Raw genomic sequence first — 18,678 nt, 5'->3', positions numbered from 1 at the left:
GGCATCTGCTCTGGCAACGATTCGGCAAGAGCATCAGGAGACACGGCGAATTCTGCATCGAATGCAAGACGCTCTTTGGTCAGTGCGCAATCAAAAACCCCAAATTTCGGTTGTGACAGCGATCGGACGGCGCATCATTGATCTAACCTCTCGATCCGACAGTGGACAGGGCTGTGTTGTGACGCAAAGATTGCTTGCACCCGCCTTCGGTGTTGCAGGTTTTGATGTTCATATAGCAGAGCCACCCCTAGGTGYGGGACTCTTGGTGGCTCGGTTGGTCTCGGTGGACGATCACACGGTGTTGGGAAGTTGGGTTGCGGATTTCTCGAAGATACGTACAGGCTGGCTTCATTTCCCATTTGAGACAGTTCTTGCATCAGACACCCCGTACGTCGATATCGAAATCGAACCTATTGCATACGTGGGCGTGCCTCCAACTCTGTCGTTGGCGGGCGAGCAATTCCATGTCAGTGCGGACGTGCGGCGACAAGGCATTCTGGTCCCTGGCTCAACCCTTGCGATGCGGGTTTGGACAGCATTCCCAGGAACGCCAAACACGAATTCCACTAACGGAAGACATGCATCTATTCACGTTGATACAGTTGAGCTTACCCTTCCTGAACAAGCGATCAGGCGCATCAAGTTGCTTACCGATTATGAAGCCAGCTTCGACTGTCTGTCAGTTTGGGCAGGTGGCGCGATTTTATTGCACCCATTGATAGGCAGGGAGGTTGGTGCCGTTATCAATAATGCACTTCCAGGAAACACGCGCCGTGTCGAAGCCGTTGTCTCAATCAATGACAAAGCCGTAAATGACGTCGAATTCGCAATCTGCGTTGGAGCGCCCGATAGCTCTGCGAAGAACCTTACTCCAGACGGAGACGGATGGCTCGCGTCATCCGGCTGGGTACCTGTACACAGTCGCATTACCCGTGAACGAATTGCCGTGGTAATGCCTGAACCTGAAAGGCGTGAAGCGACTGACCTTTACCTATTCACACGCGTCCCTGACAATGGCAGTGTAGATTTCGCACAAGCGGTATTTTTCCAGATTGATTTAACTCTCAATCTTCAAAGCGCTCGTGAGACGACTCGGACCAGTCTGAGCACTTCCGGCGAAGATAGTGCACCTGTAAGTTTGAYTGAAGATCGTTGGGCCCGTCCACATTCTTTAGGCCCGGCAGATAAAGGCGCTGATATAAACGTATTGCACTCCGAGAATGTGGCGCAAGCATTCACGAGGCTTGAACCTGTCCCTCCACGGGATGAGGGTAAGGTCGAGGAAATTTGTATAGCCAATCTTATCGCTAAGACCAACGCCCCTAGAGAAAGTGGCATTCTGCTTTCATCTGAAACACTCAGCGCAGCCGAACAGCTAGGAACTGTGAGGGTTCCGTTCAGTCCAGTTCAGGCTGTCGGTCTACACCGACTTATAGTTCATCCTGTTCCCAATCGAATCCTTGCTGCGTCTGTTCCTCTCTTGCAACTTGCGAGCGGACCATTAAGACTTTCAAGAATCAGAGCAACCTTGGGAGTTCACGTGCAGTTCAATGGAACAGTCGAGTTCCGAATCGCAGTATCCAACGGGCCTAAAGGGGGGCTCAAAGAGCGAGTCATAAACGATGACACCCTTGAGGCAATGCAAGGAAGTTCTTGGTTTAGAGTCAATTCAGAAAATAATACCTGTGATATAACCTGGGAACTTGAGAATCCGCAACTTGTTGAACACCTTTGTCTTATGACTCGAGTCCCAAATGGCGGATCGGTAGACTTCGCTAGTCCCTATTTTGAAAAGATAATACTGGAACCGCATGATGTGTAGAGGTTGTCTTTCAAAAATGAACATCGAGAGTAGTTAAGGGAGTTAGAAAACATCAATAAACCACCTTTTGTTGATTTATGCTCTGTTTTGCCGAGACTCACATAATTCAAATGTAGAATTATCGTTTGATTGTTGAGATCGCGAGAGTTTTCCTAGCTAGGCTTTACGGTTCAGTACTAGAAAGAACTATATGTAACGTAACTTCTGCCTCAGCCACTTAACTCGGCAAAGGCGAATTAAGGTGGAAGGTATAGATACTGAGGAGAGCATACATCTGTCCGATAGAGTAATGAGCATTGAGGTGATCTCGTGCTCTGCCTTGAATTGTCCAAAGCGGGCATGCCTGAACTATATCAAGTACAAGGTGCCGAATATTGGCTTTGTCGGCTAGTTTAGGCATTAACGGCTACTCTTGTCACTAGAAGGTTAGAGTCGAATGGATGCAACTCTTAATCCAACGATCAAGAAGTTCTACTCTGATGAGCGGTTCATTTTTCAGTCGCGGCATTGGCTGGCGGTGACAAGGCCATCACAGGTAACTCTGGGATCTATTGTGCTGATGTCAAAATCAGATTCAACTTCGATTGGTAGTCTCTCAGACGAGGAGGGTGCAGACCTCATAAGATCAATTAAGGAAATCGAGCATATTTTCCAGAAAACGTTTCAGCCAGAGAAGATAAATTACCTCGCGCTGATGATGGTCGACCCCAACCCCCACTTTCACATCATTCCCCGTTACCAGAACCCGCGAGAGTTTATCGGACGTAAGTTCGTCGATATGAATTGGCCCAGCCCACCGGACTTAGCTTTTTCACTGCAGATGAGTGACGTAGAACTTGCGGAGGTTTCTACATATATGCGCAATCATTCAGCTTTTATAGGGAAATAACGTGTGTGATCGTTAATGCGTATGCCTGCTGCGGCCGAAAGTAGGCAAGGGGCGTAACAGGTCTCTTGCTCACTTTTAGTGGCATCGACTGTTCAGTTCTTCTCGCTTTGTCTGCGAACCGGATGCTGGCGACCGCTCAATTTGAATCTAATGGCAAGTAGAAACCGACATCATTACAGTAATGTTAAACGAGCGTTTTTCAGGTGTCTTTAGGATCAGCTTAGTGCCCTGCGGCGGGTGGGCCAGAGTCTCCCCTAAGCAAGCGTGAGGAGCACTGCACGCCTTATGCAAAGGCATGCTCCTCCACACCCTTGAGGCTTTGGGGTCAAACCAATCCTGGAGCCCAGAGGAATCGTTGAGGTAGCTAAAGCCTTGATCGACTTGTTAGCTTGAGGTATGGCGGTCTTCGGGCCGAATGATGGAAATCAATAGGAAGGCTACTTGTCTTTCGTTCGGAGTCAGCGAAGTTTAGCGCACGGCATGTTAAATGTGCGGCTCTCGACTCCTGCGTCCCCCCTCAATTAGATCACCATATGGATAGAGCCGCTTAAATATAGGCGCAAAATGGATGTAAAATGGCCCACGACATGATCCAAGGATGCGTAGAAATCGTAAGCAATAAAGTTGTATCAGGATGGTGCTTCAAGCCTGAGTCAAGTGAGCCCTGCGTTGTAAAATTATATGTAAACGACATATTCATTCGGGCACGCCGAGCGGATATAGAACGCAAGGATCAAGAGCGCAGCGGCAAACTGCTTTCCGGGTTTAGCTTTCCAATTGACTCGAGCCTCTTGAAAAAGCTCCCTGAGAAATCAGAGGTAAGAGTAGTCGCCGGTGACAACGAGACTGTCCTTCCAGTATTGGAGAACATCAAAAACTGCGTCGAAGGAAGAGCGACGGATGGCGGTGCCGAACTCAGAGAGATGCTGGCCACAGTGTGGCATGTAGATCATTGGGGCGCGTTGCACATTTCCTTTGGGAAAAAGCCAGAGCTGAAGAAGCAGCTTATTGATCKGTATTGTGGTCTCCGCACCTTTTTCAAGGCGCAAGAAGGGATTGATCTCTATTTAACTGGGGGAAATCTACTTGGCATAATTCGCGAGTTCGATTTTCTTGACCACGACGATGATATTGATACGTCGTTTTGTGTACATGCTGCGGGCCCGGAAGAAGCCGCTGACAAGTTCTTCACTATCTTTGATCGAATAACCCCCAAGCTCTTAGCATTGGGTTATGGAGTCGGTCTTGTTAACGTATGCCAATTTCACATCTATAAAGCTGGGGCCGGCACATTAGATGTATTTATGGGTTGGTTAACGCCCACTAAAGAATGGTATAGATGGACGGGAGCTGGCGGTTACCTCGGCGTAAACACGTTCAATGTGCGGGAAATTGAATATCTCGGTCAACGGGTCTTTATACCCCAGTATGCTGAGCGGGAACTTGATTTAACGTATGGCGACAACTGGAAAGAGCGAGATCACTACTATTCCAAGTCGAGACCGCCACACATCAAGGTAGTCATGGAGCGGCTATTGCATGTCGCGAGTGACCGCCTCACACGGCGGCGTGAAGTCTTGAAAAGCACTTCTGGCAATCCCATGAAGGCCGTACGTGAGTATCAGGATATGCTATCGTCATGTTGACATCCACCTTTTCCGTGACCAGTGCTAATGGAGCTTTTGAATGGCAAGAGTAGTAGGCTATACTTCCGGCGTGTACGATCTTTTTCATGTAGGACACTTGAATATTCTTCGTAGCGCAAAAAGTCTGTGCGATCACTTGATTGTAGGCGTTTCTACAGATGAACTCGTACAGACTTATAAGCAACGCACACCTATAATTCCATTTCTTGAGCGTTGCGAAATCCTCCAACACATTGAGTTTGTGGACACTGTGGTTGCACAGGACTCCATGGATAAGCTCGCGGCTTGGAAGCGGCTAAAGTTCAATGTGATGTTTGTCGGCGATGATTGGCATGGAAGTGAGAAGTGGAACAATATAGAATCTCAAATGGAAGAGGTTGGCGTCAGCTTGATCTATTTCCCATATACTAAAAGCACCTCCTCCACGAAAATTAAAGCAATACTCGAGAAGTTCGATCTAAGCGAGTAGTATTCTGGCTTTTCAGATTGATCTGCTTGGAAATTGTCCACGTTGTTGGTAGTGATCTGATCCCCGAAAACTGGATCGTTCAGAATTGGAGTTTTCCGCGGTAAAGTCCCGGGGTTGGGAAGGAGCGGAGAGCCATGAAGGCATCAAAGTTTTCAGACGCCCAGAAGGCCTTCATCCTGAAGCAGGGAGCCGATGGCATCCCGGTGGCGGAGATCTGCCGCAAGGCCGGGATCAGCCAGGCGACCTACTTCAACTGGAAGAAGAAGTACGACGGCCTGCTGCCGACCGAGATGCGGCGCCTCAAGCAGCTTGAGGACGAGAACAGCAAGCTGAGGAAACTCGTCGCCGATCTCTCGCTGGACAAGGAAATGCTCCAGGACGTCATCCGCCGAAAACTGTAAGGCCTGGTCGCAAACGCGAGCTGGTGGTGGAGACATGTGCGGAGTGGGATGTGTCGATCCGGCGGGCGTGCCGTGTTCTGGAGTTCGACACCTCGACTTTCCATTACAAGTCTTGCCGCTCCGATCAGGCTGGCATCGAGGCTCGGATCAAGGACATCTGCGCGACGCGCGTGCGCTACGGCTATCGCCGTGGTCACGTGATGCGGAAGCGCGAGGGTTGGAAGGTCAACATGAAGCGGACCTACCGGATTTACAGGGATTTGGGCCATCAGCTCAGGAGCAAGACACCCAAACGGCGGGTCAAGGCAAAGCTGCGCGAGGATCGTCAGGCGGCCGTTGGACCGAACGATATCTGGGCGATGGACTTCGTTCACGATCAGCTGGCAACCGGCAAGAAGCTTCGCATCCTGACGGTGGTGGACATCTTCTCGCGCTCCTCACCGGTCATCGATCCGCGCTTCTGCTATCGGGGCGAGGACGTGGTGCAGGGACTGGAACGGACCTGCGCCGAGATCGGCTATCCGAAGACGATCCGGGTTGATCAAGGCTCCGAGTTCGTCAGCCGCGACCTGGATCTGTGGGCGTATGCCCGAGGCGTGACGCTTGACTTCTCTCGGCCCGGCAAGCCAACGGACAATGCATATATCGAAGCCTTCAATGGCCGTTTCAAGAACGAGTGCCTGAACGCCCACTGGTTCCTGACGCTTGCGGGCGCTGCCGAAAAGATGGAGGATTGGCGCAGGTACTATAACGAGGTTCGCCCCCATGGGGCGATCGGGCACAAGGTCCCGAATTCGTTGATCAATCGCGATGGCGTCACCAGTCTGCCATCGTGAGAATACGCCGGAAACTCTACCTTCCAGCGATCCAAAGAATGGGTTCAGCGCAAGACAGACGGGGCTCCAATCGCCGCTGGATGAAAACTCAGTGGCAGGTCAGGGTCAGCCCGCTACTCATGCAACAGACACCACGGAATCAGATACCTTAATTAATGTTTCTTTTTCGAGGCTTTCACCTCAACTTATTGACAACGATTAACCGATCCCGCGACAGGTTGCGGTTCCAATAAACTCTGTTAGAACCAGCGTTAAATCCATGTTGTGCATGGATGCTAGCGATGGTCGGCTAAAAGAATGTCTGGTTCAGTTTATATTGACCTTGGGGCGAACAAGGGCGACACGGTTGCCGCTTACCTTCAGCAGAACCCAAGCGCTTTCATTTTTGCATTCGAGCCTAACCCCAAGCTCGCTGAGGTCCTGCGTCTGCGCTTTGCTAATAACTCTGCAGTTCGGGTCCTTGAGGTAGCTTGTTGGATCATGGACGGGAGTACCCGTTTTTACATCGGCCATGATGAGTCCTCAACATTAGTGGAAGGGAAGGCTCAGAATTCTCAATTTCCACAGTTCGACATCGACTACCGAAATTCCATTTTCGTAAAGACAATAGATATCGCGCGCTGGATGCTTGAGAATTTTTCACAAAGTGATGATATCGTTGTGAAAATGGATATCGAAGGTTCGGAGTATAAAGTCCTTCAGCGTCTTTTAGATACGGATGCCATTGATTTGATCCGAGAGATAAGGTGCGAGTGGCACTGGAACCGATATCCGGTCACTCGAGAGGAGCATGAACGAATTAAAGCGCTTGTCGGGACGAAAGTAACCCTTGTCGATTGGAACTAAGTTTTCATGACCATTCCTGAACAACCATATCCTGTATGACTTATGGCCCCAGTAACTTCAACTCTTTGCGCGATCATGAAGAATGAGGCGTGCTATATTCCAGAATGGGTCGCGTATCATCGAGCTCTAGGCTTCGATGATATTGTCATCTTCGACAATGAAAGCACGGACGGCACTGGAGACATCCTCAGGGAACTCCAATTATCTGGTCTTGTGAGGACAGAATTCTGGCAGACCCGGAATGAGATCAACCAACACGCGGCTTACCGCCACGCTATGGAGCAATGCAAGACTGACTGGATCAGCTATCTCGACGCGGATGAGTTTCTTGTTCTCCTCAGTGCTGAAACGGTAAGCGAGTTCTTGTTGGGCTTCGATCGCTCCGTTTCTGTCGTGTCGTTGAACTGGCGGTGCTTTGGGTCAGCAGGGCGGGAGGCATATGATCCAGATCCGACATTTGTTCGCTTTACAAAAGCCAGTCTCCGAGGCCATCCGGTCAACCGCCATCTGAAATATTTCGCTCGTTGTTCTGAGCTTACTCACCCATATGTGCATAGCTGTCAATTCAGGGGGGGGCGCATCGTGAACGATCTCGGGCAGGATATCACGGTTGAGAAATTCACGTGGTCGGATGTTTCCCATCAAGCTGCGCAGGTGAACCATTATCTTCTGAGATCCAAGAGCGAATACCTTGAAAAGAAGCGTAGGCCTCGCATCAGCAGGGCTCACACTGCCGCCCCGAACCTAACAGAAGAACAGGCTGAGCATTATTTTAAATCCCATGACTTGAATGACGAGAGCGATTTGTCCGTCCTTCGTCTGTTCCCCCGATATGCGAGAGAGAGAGAGATCGTAGACAGCGTGCTAACTCGTCGCGCGTCACGAAACTGAGTTGCTACGGCGACCTACACGTGACACTCCTCAAAATACATGTTTTGATTTTGCTTGAACTGGATGGCTCGCCCTTCCTGCCGACGATAACGAGAGATGCTTCGAGAGGGCGATGTCCGAAAATTCCCAAGCAGATATGGTCCTCGCTGGTCGGGATGGAGTTCTCTTTCTACAGAACGACTCAAACCGCGTTATTGAACAGATCGAAGGTCGCTTTCCCATTCGTGACAATGATCTGTTCGCGGTTGCGATGGCACATGCATCTCGCAGAAGCTATCTCGAGACGATGTCCGGCGCTCAGTATCACCACATTCTAATTCCTAATAAAGAGGTTGTATTCGCTTCTCATTTGCCGCCGTCTGTTGCCTTCGAAGGATTCGGAAGACGCCCTTATTCGCGGTATCAGCAGATCGATGCTACGCATCACTGGAGGCCATATTATCAGCCGGATGTTCTTCGCAGGACAGAGCCGCGGAGGAGTTTTCCACTCACCGACACCCACTGGAACCATCATGGCGCGACGGACTACTTAACGGCGTTCCTCGCGGCGGCTGAGCCGTATCTGGCGAACTCTTTCTCTCAGGTGCCATTGCGGGAATTTGGGAGTGAGCAGCTAGGAGACTTAGGGGGCAAGGTTGGCCTGCCTAAAGAACCAATCACGATTGTATCGCCAAGTCATCCGAGGGCTTCGCTTGTCTTTGACAATGGAGCCGTCAACGAGGGACGCGTGAGATACTACGCGAATAAATCTCTTCCTGTGAGGCGACGCGCGGTAATTCTGCATGATAGCTTTGGCGATTGGCTCCTGTCTCTCATTGCAGAATTGTTCTCCGATGTTTTATTTATCCATGGGCCTGATTTTGATTTCGAGTTTGTGAGCCGTTTCCGACCGGATTACGTTTGGTTCTTTCAAATCGAGAGGTTTTTCGTCAGGCTTCCCAAGAATGGGACAGACTGGATCGCTTACATTGCTGGCCAGGAACAGCGCAAACAGTCAAAGGCGCAATTCTTGGATTTTATCAAGGAAACGAAAATTTTGGATCAGAGATGACGTTTAGCCTCAACTTCATCAATGCCCTTTCTTCAGGATTTGAGAGACAGAGCCCCCAAGCTTGACCGATGGCCCATATCCCATCTCTTTTTTTGTAATGATGCATCATAAGACGCAATGATTGAGGTGCTTCAAGATCTCGAGATACGCGGCTTTTCATCAACACTGCAAAGCTTGGCTTGAGCCGGTCKTTATGTCGCGGATGATCAAGTTAAGGACTTGGATCCTGGACCAGACTCTCCCGTCGTTACTCCGGTTGTTAATCGAGGAGACGCAAAAAAGCAGGTTCTTGCAGTTGACCAAATGCGGCCAAATCAAGCAAAATACTCCTTAGGAGTGTAGAAGAGGGGCTGCGCCTGACGCTGGCCTAATAAGACTCTCCGCACCTGGGGCCCAGCAGATATGATTTCCGCAGTCGAAGAAGTCTTTACCCTTTGGGGGGTCGTTTTTGCTGTCTTGCGAACCTCCCAAGAGCAAGAAAGCGGAATAGCTGGTCAGGTCGAAATTTCTCAAGGTATTGTTTCTCTTGAGGCCAGCAGTGAAGATTGGCTAATTCTTCCAGAGCATGAATCTGACTTGGAGCGAGATGCGATACCCACGGGTGGGCATCGTAACCACACCTATTTGGCCTATTTCACGGATCCGCAGGCCGCAATTCAGCTCAGTCGACGACACCCGCTGCGAATTTCCTCTTTCAACAATCATGGCTCCGTGACCCGCTTTGTCACTCATTTGAGCCGGTTCACGCCCCAACGGCTTGCGACGACAGGCCTAGGCCAGGCTGTACTCAAGGTTTTGCGTAAGGTTGGCCCGCCGGATGTTGCCGCCATTCTGCTGTCTGGAGTTCGAGTCGAGCCACTTGAGGCTCTTGGGCCAAGTTACATCGATCGTGCCGTAGCTGGGGGATCCGGCGTGGTGCTCGACGGGTGGATTGCGGGGCTTGCGCACCGCGACGTGCATATTGTCACCGCGGACCTCAGAGCCTTCGTCCCGAAGCCTCGTTGGGCCCTGCGCCGGCGTCTTGATGTGCACGATCATCTTGTCAGGACCGACGGCCTTGAAAGCCTCTCCGACAAACATGGTTTTGCGGCGGTTCTCCCTGTCGAACCAGAGGATAACGAAGCTGAAATTTTCTTTGTGGAATGTGGCCACACCCAGGAGCAAACAACATTTTACGGTCCGGTTTCGCTCAGCCTGCGCAAAGACGAGCGAGAGGCCTTCGATATTCTCCGACTGTCCTTCGGCGATATCCAGTCTCTGCCGAAAGAGCATGTGGATCAGGTCTACCGCCCATTTCTCTCTCTTCCGAAGGGAGAGGCCTTTGCCAAGCAGTTCCGCTTCGGCCCGCCGGTGCCGAAGAACGAGCCGCTCGTGTCCATCATCATCCCATTCTATGGAGATGCATTCTTTCTCAATTGCGTCTACCAGTTGCAGCGTGTTCTCGGACCAGGCTTCGAGTTAATTCTGGTCGTCGATGACACTCGGATCTGGCCGGAAATCTATGGCCGGCTGTCCAGCCGCAGCAAATCGATCACCATTCCGACTGCCCTCCTTCAGAACGCTGGGAACTATGGCTTCGGACGGGCCAATAACCTCGGCTTCATGGCGGCTGCCGGCGATGTCGTGCTCCTGATGAATTCGGACATCCTTGTCACTGATTCCGCACCCTTAAATGAAGCAGTCAACGCCATCCGAGGGCGGCAGAAGGGCGGAGAACCCGATCTCGTGGCCGGTTTCTCCCTACTTTATGAAGACAATACCATCCAGCACATCGGGATGGAGTTCCCGAAGTCGCAGCAGGTCGGGGGACTGCATCTCGCCGATCATCCGATGAAAGGTTTGCCGTTTGGGCTTTACCGCGGCGCCCCAACCAGGCGCGTTCCAGYTGTGACGGCGGCGCTGATGGGGCTTTCATCCGACCTATACAGCCGCCTGAATGGGTTCGACACGGTTTATGAACGCGGCGATTTCGAGGACGCAGATCTCTGCCTGCGCGCGGAGCAACTTGGCGCCGAGATGCAGGTCTTTGTGCGCCCGGGGCTTTATCACCTCGAGCGACAGTCGATCCCCAGTATGGGTGACAGCGACCTTCGGCAGATGGTGACATACATGAATTGCGTTGCGTTCAACGACCGTTGGGCTGGCCGCCTCGACCAGCAGCCTGACACTCATTCCAAACCCGTTGGACGCTTTAASGTGCGGAAACGCGTCGACGTTGGCGCATAATATGCACGTTCCAGCCTTCAACAACCCTCGCCCTTACGCTCCAGTCCGGCCCCGAATTGAGACGACCCCTATGCGAATGATCATACTCTCGCACGGACATCCCGAACTGAGCGCTGGCGGCGCGGAGCGGGCCGCTTACTCGCTGTTTCAGCGACTGAAGCAGGACCCCTCCGTCGAAGAGGTCGTGTTCGTGGCCCGGGCCGATCACCAGGCCATCGGTCACAGCGCCAGTCTGGGCAGCTTTCGAGGGCGGCAGGACGAGATTTTGGTGGCTCCGCCCCCAGTCGAAGGTTTCACGCTCCAGAGCCTTGGCTATGATGTGCTAAAGCAGATCATCGATGAGCTCGTAGGCTCTATCAAGCCAGACGTCGTACACATTCATCACTTCCTCTATTGGGGCATCGAGATCTTCGAACTTTTCCGGCAGGCCGGTGTCAGAGTAGTATTTACTGCGCACGAATATGCGGCCATCTGCTCGAACTTCGGCCAAATGGTAAAGACAGATGGCCGCCTGTGCTATGCGGCATCACCCGCTGAATGTGGGCTTTGCTTCCCAAATACAAGCGCAGGCAAATTCTTCGTGCGCGCGAACATCCTGCAGTCGCTGTTCGACCATATCGACGAGTTCATTGCGCCGAGCGAGTTTCTCAAAGACCGCTACGTGGCCTGGGGTGTACGGGCAGAAAAGATCCATGTGATCGAGAATCTTCTCGATGGCGGGGTTCTGACCCAGGCGCTTACCTACCTCACTGAGCATCCAGACGGGGGTGCCGGAGGGGTGGGGGACGAAACAGATCAGCGGGTCGTGTTTGGGTACTTCGGCCAGATCAACCCGTTTAAGGGAATCGACATTCTCCTCCAGGCGGCGCTGGCGCTGCCGGAGGAAATCCGCAAGTCGATCGAGATCCGTATTCATGGCGAGAACAGGCATTACCGAGAGTCGGAGTTCGGTAAGCGCGTCGACGAACTCTTTGCCGGTGCGAAAGACGTGGTGCGTCCAATGGGCAGTTACCGCAATGAGGATGTCAGCCATCTGATGCAGGAGTGTGACTGGATTATCATGCCCTCGATCTGGTGGGAGAACTCGCCAGTCGTCATTCAGGAGGCCAGGATCGCAGGGCGCCCTCTGATCTGCTCGAATATCGGCGGCATGGCTGAGAAAACCGATCGAAGCACCGATTTGCTGTTCCCGGCGCGCAGTCCGGGCGCGCTTGCCGAATTGATGCGGAAAATCGTGCGTAATCGCATCAAACCAAATCAGCAGCGTCTTCATGATCTTGCCCAGTCGCGATCAAGCGCTGACGATGTCCACTTTAGCCGCCACCGAGCTCTCTACGCTGGCCTGCATCAGCCTTCGAATTGGATTCGTGCCAGCGGCGCGCTCAGTCGCTGAAATCGAGTCTGCCTGATTAGGAGTTTAACCGATGGTCCAAGACGTCCGCTTCCGTGGGGCCCCCCGAAACGAAGGCGGTGCCCCCGAGATCCTTGATCCCACGAACGCGCCGATCGTTTTCGTTGACACGGTCCTGGCTGCATCCCCGGGCCCTGTGTCAAATCTCGTCCTCGGTACATGGCATCAGGACCCTGTACCGGGCGGCGGAGTCGAAACCCAGCATTTGATCGCGGCGCGTCTCCGGTTTGACATCAGGTTCGCGCGGCAGTTGCGGGATACGTTGGATGCACTAATCGCTTCCGCTGAGCAATGATGCCTTCAGGCCAACAGTGTAGCAGCGCGTGGGTGTAGGATACTTAGTGTGATTGAAGGCTGGGTAATCCACGTCACCAACAACTTAAAAGAACAGCATCACCGTTGGACTGCGACAATGACCATACCCTAGGTCTGGTTTAGAAACGCGACGGAACATAATTGTGCGGTCCGGGGATCATCGAGCAGTCCACGCGAGGTTCAAACCCCACTTTTCTCAAGCTGTGCATCCAACATGTCTTGTTTGGCCAGCTGGATTCCTGGCTAGAAATCTAAGGAAAGAGGGTTAGAGGACTTATGCGACGGGGATGATGCCTACCGCCGTCGACGGCTGCATAAAGCGAGGAACCTCCTCTTTGTTGCATTGCGGCAACGGGTCAATCTTCTGATGAAATTCTAGTCACGGAAGCCAATAGATTCACCGAGGAAAGTATTGCGTGCGGCAATTCGATTTGGTACGAGAAGGTAACAATACCTATTAAGGACTACCGCTGAGCGGGTAGGGGGCATTTATGGCATCGGTATCAAGCGCATTCACGGGCGCGGTCTCGGGCGAGGCTGCGAGTTATTTTCTTAACGCAATCCCGAGGGATCTGCAGGACGATGCGCTCAACACTGTTGATCTTTCGCAGGGAAGGCCTGGTGAGGCATTTGTCGGAACGGAGGGGTCCGATTATGTCGTGCTGGGCCTTGGCGATCGCCTCTCAAAGAAAGTTGATGGGGTAGACGGCTTCGATATTGTCGAAACGGGCGCAGCGATCAAGCTCGATGGCACTGGCTTCCGCGGTGCGATCCTGACCGGTGACAAGAACATTGGCGCAACCGGCAGTGATTTTGGTGATGCAATCGTTGGCAACAGCGGCAATAACATCATCAAAACTGGTCTCGGTGATGACGTCGCTGCTGGTGGCGCTGGCAATGACCGTCTTGAGGGTGGCGAGGGCGACGATACGCTGTTTGGTGACGCCGGCAACGACATCCTGAGCGGCGATAATGGTGATGATCTCCTCCACGGCGGTGAAGGTAACGACACAGTCCTGGGCGGCGACGGTGCGGATACGCTCTTTGGCGATGCAGGCAACGACACGCTCTTCGGCGACGGCGGGAACGATTACCTCGATGGCATGGCCGGCGACGATCAGCTGTTCGGTGGCGCTGGCAATGACACGCTCTTCGGCGGCATCGGTGCTGACACGCTCTTTGGCGGCGAGGGTGCCGACACCTTCGTTATGAAAAACGATCCGCAGGGTGCGATCGACGAGATCATGGACTTCAACCACAACGAAGAYATCATCGATCTGTCTGAGAGCGGCGTGTCGACCTTCGATCAGCTTGTCAGGGAAGATGATGGTCACGGAAACACGATCATCAGTTTGCCGGACAGCACCCAGTTCAAGCTGATCGGCTATACGGCTGATGAGATCGACGAAAAGTTCTTCAACTTCATCTAACAAATGAACACTGATAGACGAATGAAAGAGCTTCCAGTGAGAGAACTGGAAGCTCTTTCTCTTTTTTTGATTCCTTATTCTTCAGACAGTGCCTTCCTGTGGTGTCCGGAAACGCCCAGCGGCGCGATCAGTGATATTTTTGTGCCTGGAGAGCAGACGACCGTCCGGGCGCGCAAAAAACTGTTTCGCCCGGGTGGCGGCATCGAGGTTTTTCTCGTTCAGGGAAGCGGTCTGCGTGACGGCGCTGCCTGCGAGTTGCAGATCGGGTCTGAGATACATACCCGCCGCGCTCAACTCGCACGATGGGACGACCCCGATGCACGCGCCGTCATGAAGCTGGCTGCGCGACATCTTGCGAAAGAGGGCCGCCCAGCCCCGATTCTAGCACGGTATCTCGCCTTCATCAGCGCATGGCAGGCGGCAGGCTGCGTGCTGGAGGCTTTCTCAGACGGTCAGATCATTGAAATCGATGCCCCCTGCTCTCGGGCGCAGGTTTCAGCGTATGGGGTGACTGCCCATGGGCTAAGCCGGCTGACCGTGCATGTCTTGATGGAGCGAGCTGGCAAAACGATCCTGTGGCTTGCCGAACCTGACGTCGAGTATCTTTACCTTGAGTTGGATGACAATCTCATCCGGATAAATCTCGATGCATCATCGCGGCGAGTGCCCTCAAGGAAAAAGGCAACCATCGCAGAGGACGACGCGATACTCGTCGAAGCCCTGTATCAAGTTGTTCGCGCTCCTTCAGGTGAAGTTCATGCGTGGGCAGCGGACCAATGTCTTCCGCAAGAAGCGCTCCACCATCGCAACGCGGTCCTAACGGTCGTCAAAGCCGTCCGTTTGCCTTCGAGTGATCTCTGCGTCTTCCTGAAGGTCGCCGGCTCGCCGGAGATCATTCAAGGGATTACGTTAACACCCTTTGGATCGTCCGGCCCTATCGAAGCGGAGATCGTTCGTTGCGACTCGGATGATGCCACGAGCGATTGGCAACAGCAGATCATTGTGAAAGCGACAAATATCAATTCGTCCGTTGGGGCATACAGAATCGATTGTCTGGTCGCCGGAGAGGAGCAGTCCGTCTGGATTTGCGAGACAAACAGCCGCCAGGTGGATAAGGCCAGTTTGGCGCGTGAGTTTATGTCGGTGGCGGCGGTCAAACCTGAATGGTTCGAAAGCGTCATCGCCCCCCTTGCGATGGCGTACGGGCATCAGACTGAGCCGGGCCTTGTCGGCGTCCGGAGCTTCGGAGCAGCGATTGATGCTCAGGCCGACGTTTATGTATTCGCGGGCTCCGATATCGAAGCTCTGCATCGCACGATCATCGGCCTCGCCGTCACGTCACGTAATGCGCCTATCAAGGTATGTATTGTTCTCGCTAACCATTCGGTGTTCGACCGGACATCGGCTTCCGCTGAGCGGTGGAGCCAGATTTATCAGTTGGCCATCGAAATCCGCTGTTACACCGCGAGGTCGACTGAGGCCCAGGTGACCCGAAGCATATGGCCCACAGTCCGTCCGGGATTTTATTGCCGGGCCGGTACAGTACCGCCGCATTCGAATTGGCTTGGGCAAACCGTGCGCCAGTTTGCTTCGGCCCGCGCCACGATGCTTGTTGGGTACATGATGGAGTGCGGGCGCCCTATCGAAACGGTGCCGGGGGCCGCCGATCTTTTTCGTGACCTTGGACAACCTGCTGGAGCAGAGCCGTCCTATACGTTTGCTGCTGTCGCAGTCGCACCTAACCGGCCTCTCTCGACCGGTCTGCCCCGGCTCTTCTCACTGGAGGCGTTCCTTGCAGCGCAAGCAGCTCAAGACCATTCCGCGACCAGCATAGACCTGTGCTTCATGCCTAGCGGTACAATGTCTCATGCAGACGAATTCGATTACCGTCTCGACCGGTCCAGCTTGCAAAGGAACGCCAAATCATCTCTTGCTTCCGGCAAGCGGGTCATAAAACTCCCCAGTCGGGCGAAGTCGTAACGCGACTTCCTTCCATCGCGCCTTGGTAAGTCAATTGATGAAACACAGCGACAGACGCTTCAACGACGATGATGTGAAAGCGGCRCTGCGGGCGTGCCGGCAGCACTTTGTCTTCGCCTTCTCGTTCAATTCATTCGTGAATGTTCTCCTGCTCTCCTATCCGATCTTCATGATGCAGGTCTACCACCGGGCTATTCCCTCAAAAAGCTGGGAAACGCTCGTTGCTTTGGTGATCGGGCTCACGATCGCTGTCGGGGCAAAGGGGATCTTTCAGTGGGTCCGAGGTACTCTTCTTTTACGTGCGACAGCGCGCATCGAGCGCCGCTTAGCTGATCGGCTGTTTACGACGGTGATCCAACGCTCTGCAGGCGGTGTTGGGCCGGCCAATGCGCAACTCGTTCGAGACTTGGACAGCTACCGCCAGTTTGTCACGGGCAAAGGTGCGCTGGCCGCCATCGACATCCCTTGGGGCTTCCTGTTCCTTGGCATCCTGTTTGCAATCGACATCCCAATCGGCATTGCCGCGGCCGTGTGTCTTGCCATTTCGACAGCAGCGACCATTGCTAATTCCATGCTGACGAAGGAGGCGCTGATCAAGGCCAATGTGATCGGGAACGTATCGCAGCAGTTTGGTGATGCGGCCACCCGTTCGGCTGAAGCTGTGATGGGCCTTGGCATGCTCAATGCGGTGGTCGGCCGTTGGCGGCAGGAGCGCAACAAGGCAATTCAGGCTCAGCTTATCGGCAGTGGTCGAGGGGTGCTCTTCTCCTCCTTTATGGGATCGACCCGCATTCTGATGCAGGGTGCACTGATGGCCGTCGGCGCTGTTCAGGTCATCAACGGTACTGTGCCGTTTGGCGTCGTTTTCGCTTCCATTATCGTGTTCGGCTTCGCGATGCGACCGATCGATCAGATGATCTCTGCTTGGGAGGACTATCACCCAATCAAAGACAGCATGCAGCGGATCGATCAAGCGCTGACRCAAGCCGCCGGCGCCGCGGCAACCTTAAACCTTCCGCGTCCCGACGGCGCCATCACCTGCCGCGATGTCACCTTTGTCCCGCCTGGCTCCGACCGGGCCGTGCTCAAGCGAATCGGGTTCCACCTTGGGGCAGGCCAGAGCCTTGGCCTCGTGGGCTTGAACGGCTCAGGAAAAACGACGCTTGCTCGCATCCTAACAGGGAGCTTACGCCCTACCTCCGGCGTTGTTCGCATCGATGGGGCGGAACTCAGTCAATGGAGCAATGAGGCCTTCGGCAGCTTTGTGGGCTATCTTCCTCAGAGCGTGAGCCTTCTACCCGGCACCGTCGCCGACAACATCGGGCGCTTCGGACGCTTTTCCGATGACGAGATCATCGACGCAGCCAAGCGGGCCCGCGTGCACGACATTATCCTGCGGCTGCCGAAAGGCTACGAAACCGTCCTGGATGACCAGTCGCTGCTCTCCGGCGGACAACGTCAGCTCATTGCGTTGGCGCGCGCGATCATTGGCGATCCGGCCATCGTGGTTCTCGATGAACCCAACTCCAACTTGGATGGTCCTGGTGAGGAGGCCCTGGTGGCGTGTATCCGGGATCTGAAGGATCGCGGGACGACAGTGATCCTGATCACACACCGCCCAAACCTTGTGGTCCACCTCGATCATGCGGCGGTGCTGCGCGACGGCATGGTGGTGAGCTTCGGGTCAACCCAGGACGTCTTCAAGCAACTCGGACGGCCGACTGTCGTCAAACGTGTGGGGAAAACCAGTGAGTGATCCGGCAGCAATACCGGGACCGGCCGTGTTCCCATTCAAGGATTCCCCCTTAGGCCCGGTCCTCGTTGGCGGCGTTTCGGCGCTGGCCCTGGTGATCGCGGTGGCGGCCTGGTCGTCGACGATGTCGGTCGCCAGCGCAGCGATCTCAACGGGAAAAGTTGAAGCTGAAGGCAACCGCAAGGCTGTCCAGCATCCAACTGGCGGGCAGATCGGTTCCGTTTTCGTGCGCGAGGGGCAGCTTGTTGAGCAGGGGCAGAAGCTGGTTCAGCTTGAACTCGCCGATGCCCGCGCAGAGGCCACTGTTTTGAGGAGCCAACGGGCCGGTGCTCTATTGCGTGCCGCGAGACTCCAGGCCGAGCGGGCAGGGACAGCCGAGTTTGCTCTGCCCGAGGCACTCGCCTCCCAGCAGAGTGACCCGCAGATGCAGATGTTGCTTCAACAGGAACGGACGCTGCTCTCGACCCGGCAGGCTGCTTACCGTGGGCAGATCAGCCTTCTGGACCAGCAGATCGAGGGCAGCCACCGCCAAATCGAGGCCTTGCGCGAGCGAATGACCGCAGCACAGGCTCAGTTGGTCAGCATCCAAGACGAGTTGAAATCGCTTAAGCCACTTCTCGACAAAGGACTTGTGGCTCGCCCGCGCATCCTGACTCTGGAACGCTCAGCTTCTTCTCTGCAAGGTGACATGTCGGCTATCACGGGCTTGATC

General features: G+C 53.9%; 13 protein-coding genes and 1 pseudogene. All 14 read left to right on the top strand.

Annotated features, from left to right (window positions below; translation table 11 throughout):
- The coding region (locus tag ACXJKO_RS21605) for a DUF6212 domain-containing protein (protein ID WP_457093133.1) at positions 1–1,822 on the top strand (1,822 nt) is incomplete at its 5' end.
- A gap of 436 nt (positions 1,823–2,258) precedes the next feature.
- A complete protein-coding gene (locus ACXJKO_RS21600) occupies positions 2,259–2,711 on the top strand; it encodes an HIT family protein (protein ID WP_457093132.1) in 453 nt (150 codons plus the stop codon).
- A 575-nt stretch (positions 2,712–3,286) separates the two neighbouring features.
- Positions 3,287–4,357 carry a hypothetical protein gene (locus ACXJKO_RS21595; protein WP_457093131.1) on the top strand — a complete coding sequence of 357 codons (1,071 nt, stop codon included), beginning with the start codon at positions 3,287–3,289 and terminating at the stop codon, positions 4,355–4,357.
- Positions 4,358–4,397: 40 nt separating this feature from the next.
- The gene (locus ACXJKO_RS21590; RefSeq protein ID WP_457093130.1) at positions 4,398–4,826 is read left to right on the top strand and encodes an adenylyltransferase/cytidyltransferase family protein; all 429 of its coding nucleotides are present in this window, start codon (positions 4,398–4,400) and stop codon (positions 4,824–4,826) included.
- Between the two features lie 134 nt (positions 4,827–4,960).
- A protein-coding gene (locus ACXJKO_RS21585) for an IS3 family transposase (RefSeq protein ID WP_457093129.1) occupies positions 4,961–6,063 on the top strand; the annotation gives its coding sequence in 2 pieces (ribosomal slippage) (positions 4,961–5,222 and positions 5,222–6,063; 1,104 coding nt in all).
- A 297-nt stretch (positions 6,064–6,360) separates the two neighbouring features.
- Positions 6,361–6,909 carry an FkbM family methyltransferase gene (locus tag ACXJKO_RS21580; protein WP_457093128.1) on the top strand — a complete coding sequence of 183 codons (549 nt, stop codon included), beginning with the start codon at positions 6,361–6,363 and terminating at the stop codon, positions 6,907–6,909.
- A 75-nt stretch (positions 6,910–6,984) separates the two neighbouring features.
- Complete coding sequence (locus ACXJKO_RS21575) at positions 6,985–7,800, top strand: glycosyltransferase family 2 protein (protein ID WP_457093127.1); 816 nt, start codon at positions 6,985–6,987, stop codon at positions 7,798–7,800.
- 112 nt (positions 7,801–7,912) lie between these two features.
- Complete coding sequence (locus ACXJKO_RS21570; protein ID WP_457093126.1) at positions 7,913–8,851, top strand: hypothetical protein; 939 nt, start codon at positions 7,913–7,915, stop codon at positions 8,849–8,851.
- Between the two features lie 402 nt (positions 8,852–9,253).
- Positions 9,254–11,077: a glycosyltransferase family 2 protein gene (locus ACXJKO_RS21565; protein ID WP_457093125.1), complete on the top strand. Its 1,824-nt coding sequence runs from the start codon at positions 9,254–9,256 to the stop codon at positions 11,075–11,077.
- Between the two features lie 76 nt (positions 11,078–11,153).
- A complete protein-coding gene (locus ACXJKO_RS21560; protein ID WP_457093124.1) occupies positions 11,154–12,470 on the top strand; it encodes a glycosyltransferase family 4 protein in 1,317 nt (438 codons plus the stop codon).
- Between the two features lie 824 nt (positions 12,471–13,294).
- Complete coding sequence (locus ACXJKO_RS21555; protein WP_457093123.1) at positions 13,295–14,233, top strand: calcium-binding protein; 939 nt, start codon at positions 13,295–13,297, stop codon at positions 14,231–14,233.
- Between the two features lie 3 nt (positions 14,234–14,236).
- Positions 14,237–16,213 (top strand): hypothetical protein, encoded by a 1,977-nt coding sequence (locus ACXJKO_RS21550; RefSeq protein ID WP_457093122.1) that lies wholly within the window; start codon positions 14,237–14,239, stop codon positions 16,211–16,213.
- Positions 16,214–16,250: 37 nt separating this feature from the next.
- Positions 16,251–17,969 (top strand): type I secretion system permease/ATPase, encoded by a 1,719-nt coding sequence (locus ACXJKO_RS21545; RefSeq protein ID WP_457093121.1) that lies wholly within the window; start codon positions 16,251–16,253, stop codon positions 17,967–17,969.
- A gap of 91 nt (positions 17,970–18,060) precedes the next feature.
- Positions 18,061–18,678, top strand: a pseudogene (locus tag ACXJKO_RS21540) (hypothetical protein); the annotation flags it as partial.

It is taken from the genome of Microvirga sp. P5_D2 (assembly GCF_054049475.1).
This window is presented reverse-complemented; position numbering and strand designations above follow the sequence as displayed.

Coding starts and splice junctions, on each gene's coding strand:
- ACXJKO_RS21560 (WP_457093124.1), top strand. CDS start 11,154: ATGATCATACTCTCGCACGGACATCCCGAACTGAGCGCTGGCGGCGCG.
- ACXJKO_RS21550 (WP_457093122.1), top strand. CDS start 14,237: ATGAACACTGATAGACGAATGAAAGAGCTTCCAGTGAGAGAACTGGAA.
- ACXJKO_RS21590 (WP_457093130.1), top strand. CDS start 4,398: ATGGCAAGAGTAGTAGGCTATACTTCCGGCGTGTACGATCTTTTTCAT.
- ACXJKO_RS21570 (WP_457093126.1), top strand. CDS start 7,913: ATGTCCGAAAATTCCCAAGCAGATATGGTCCTCGCTGGTCGGGATGGA.
- ACXJKO_RS21575 (WP_457093127.1), top strand. CDS start 6,985: ATGAAGAATGAGGCGTGCTATATTCCAGAATGGGTCGCGTATCATCGA.
- ACXJKO_RS21600 (WP_457093132.1), top strand. CDS start 2,259: ATGGATGCAACTCTTAATCCAACGATCAAGAAGTTCTACTCTGATGAG.
- ACXJKO_RS21580 (WP_457093128.1), top strand. CDS start 6,361: ATGTCTGGTTCAGTTTATATTGACCTTGGGGCGAACAAGGGCGACACG.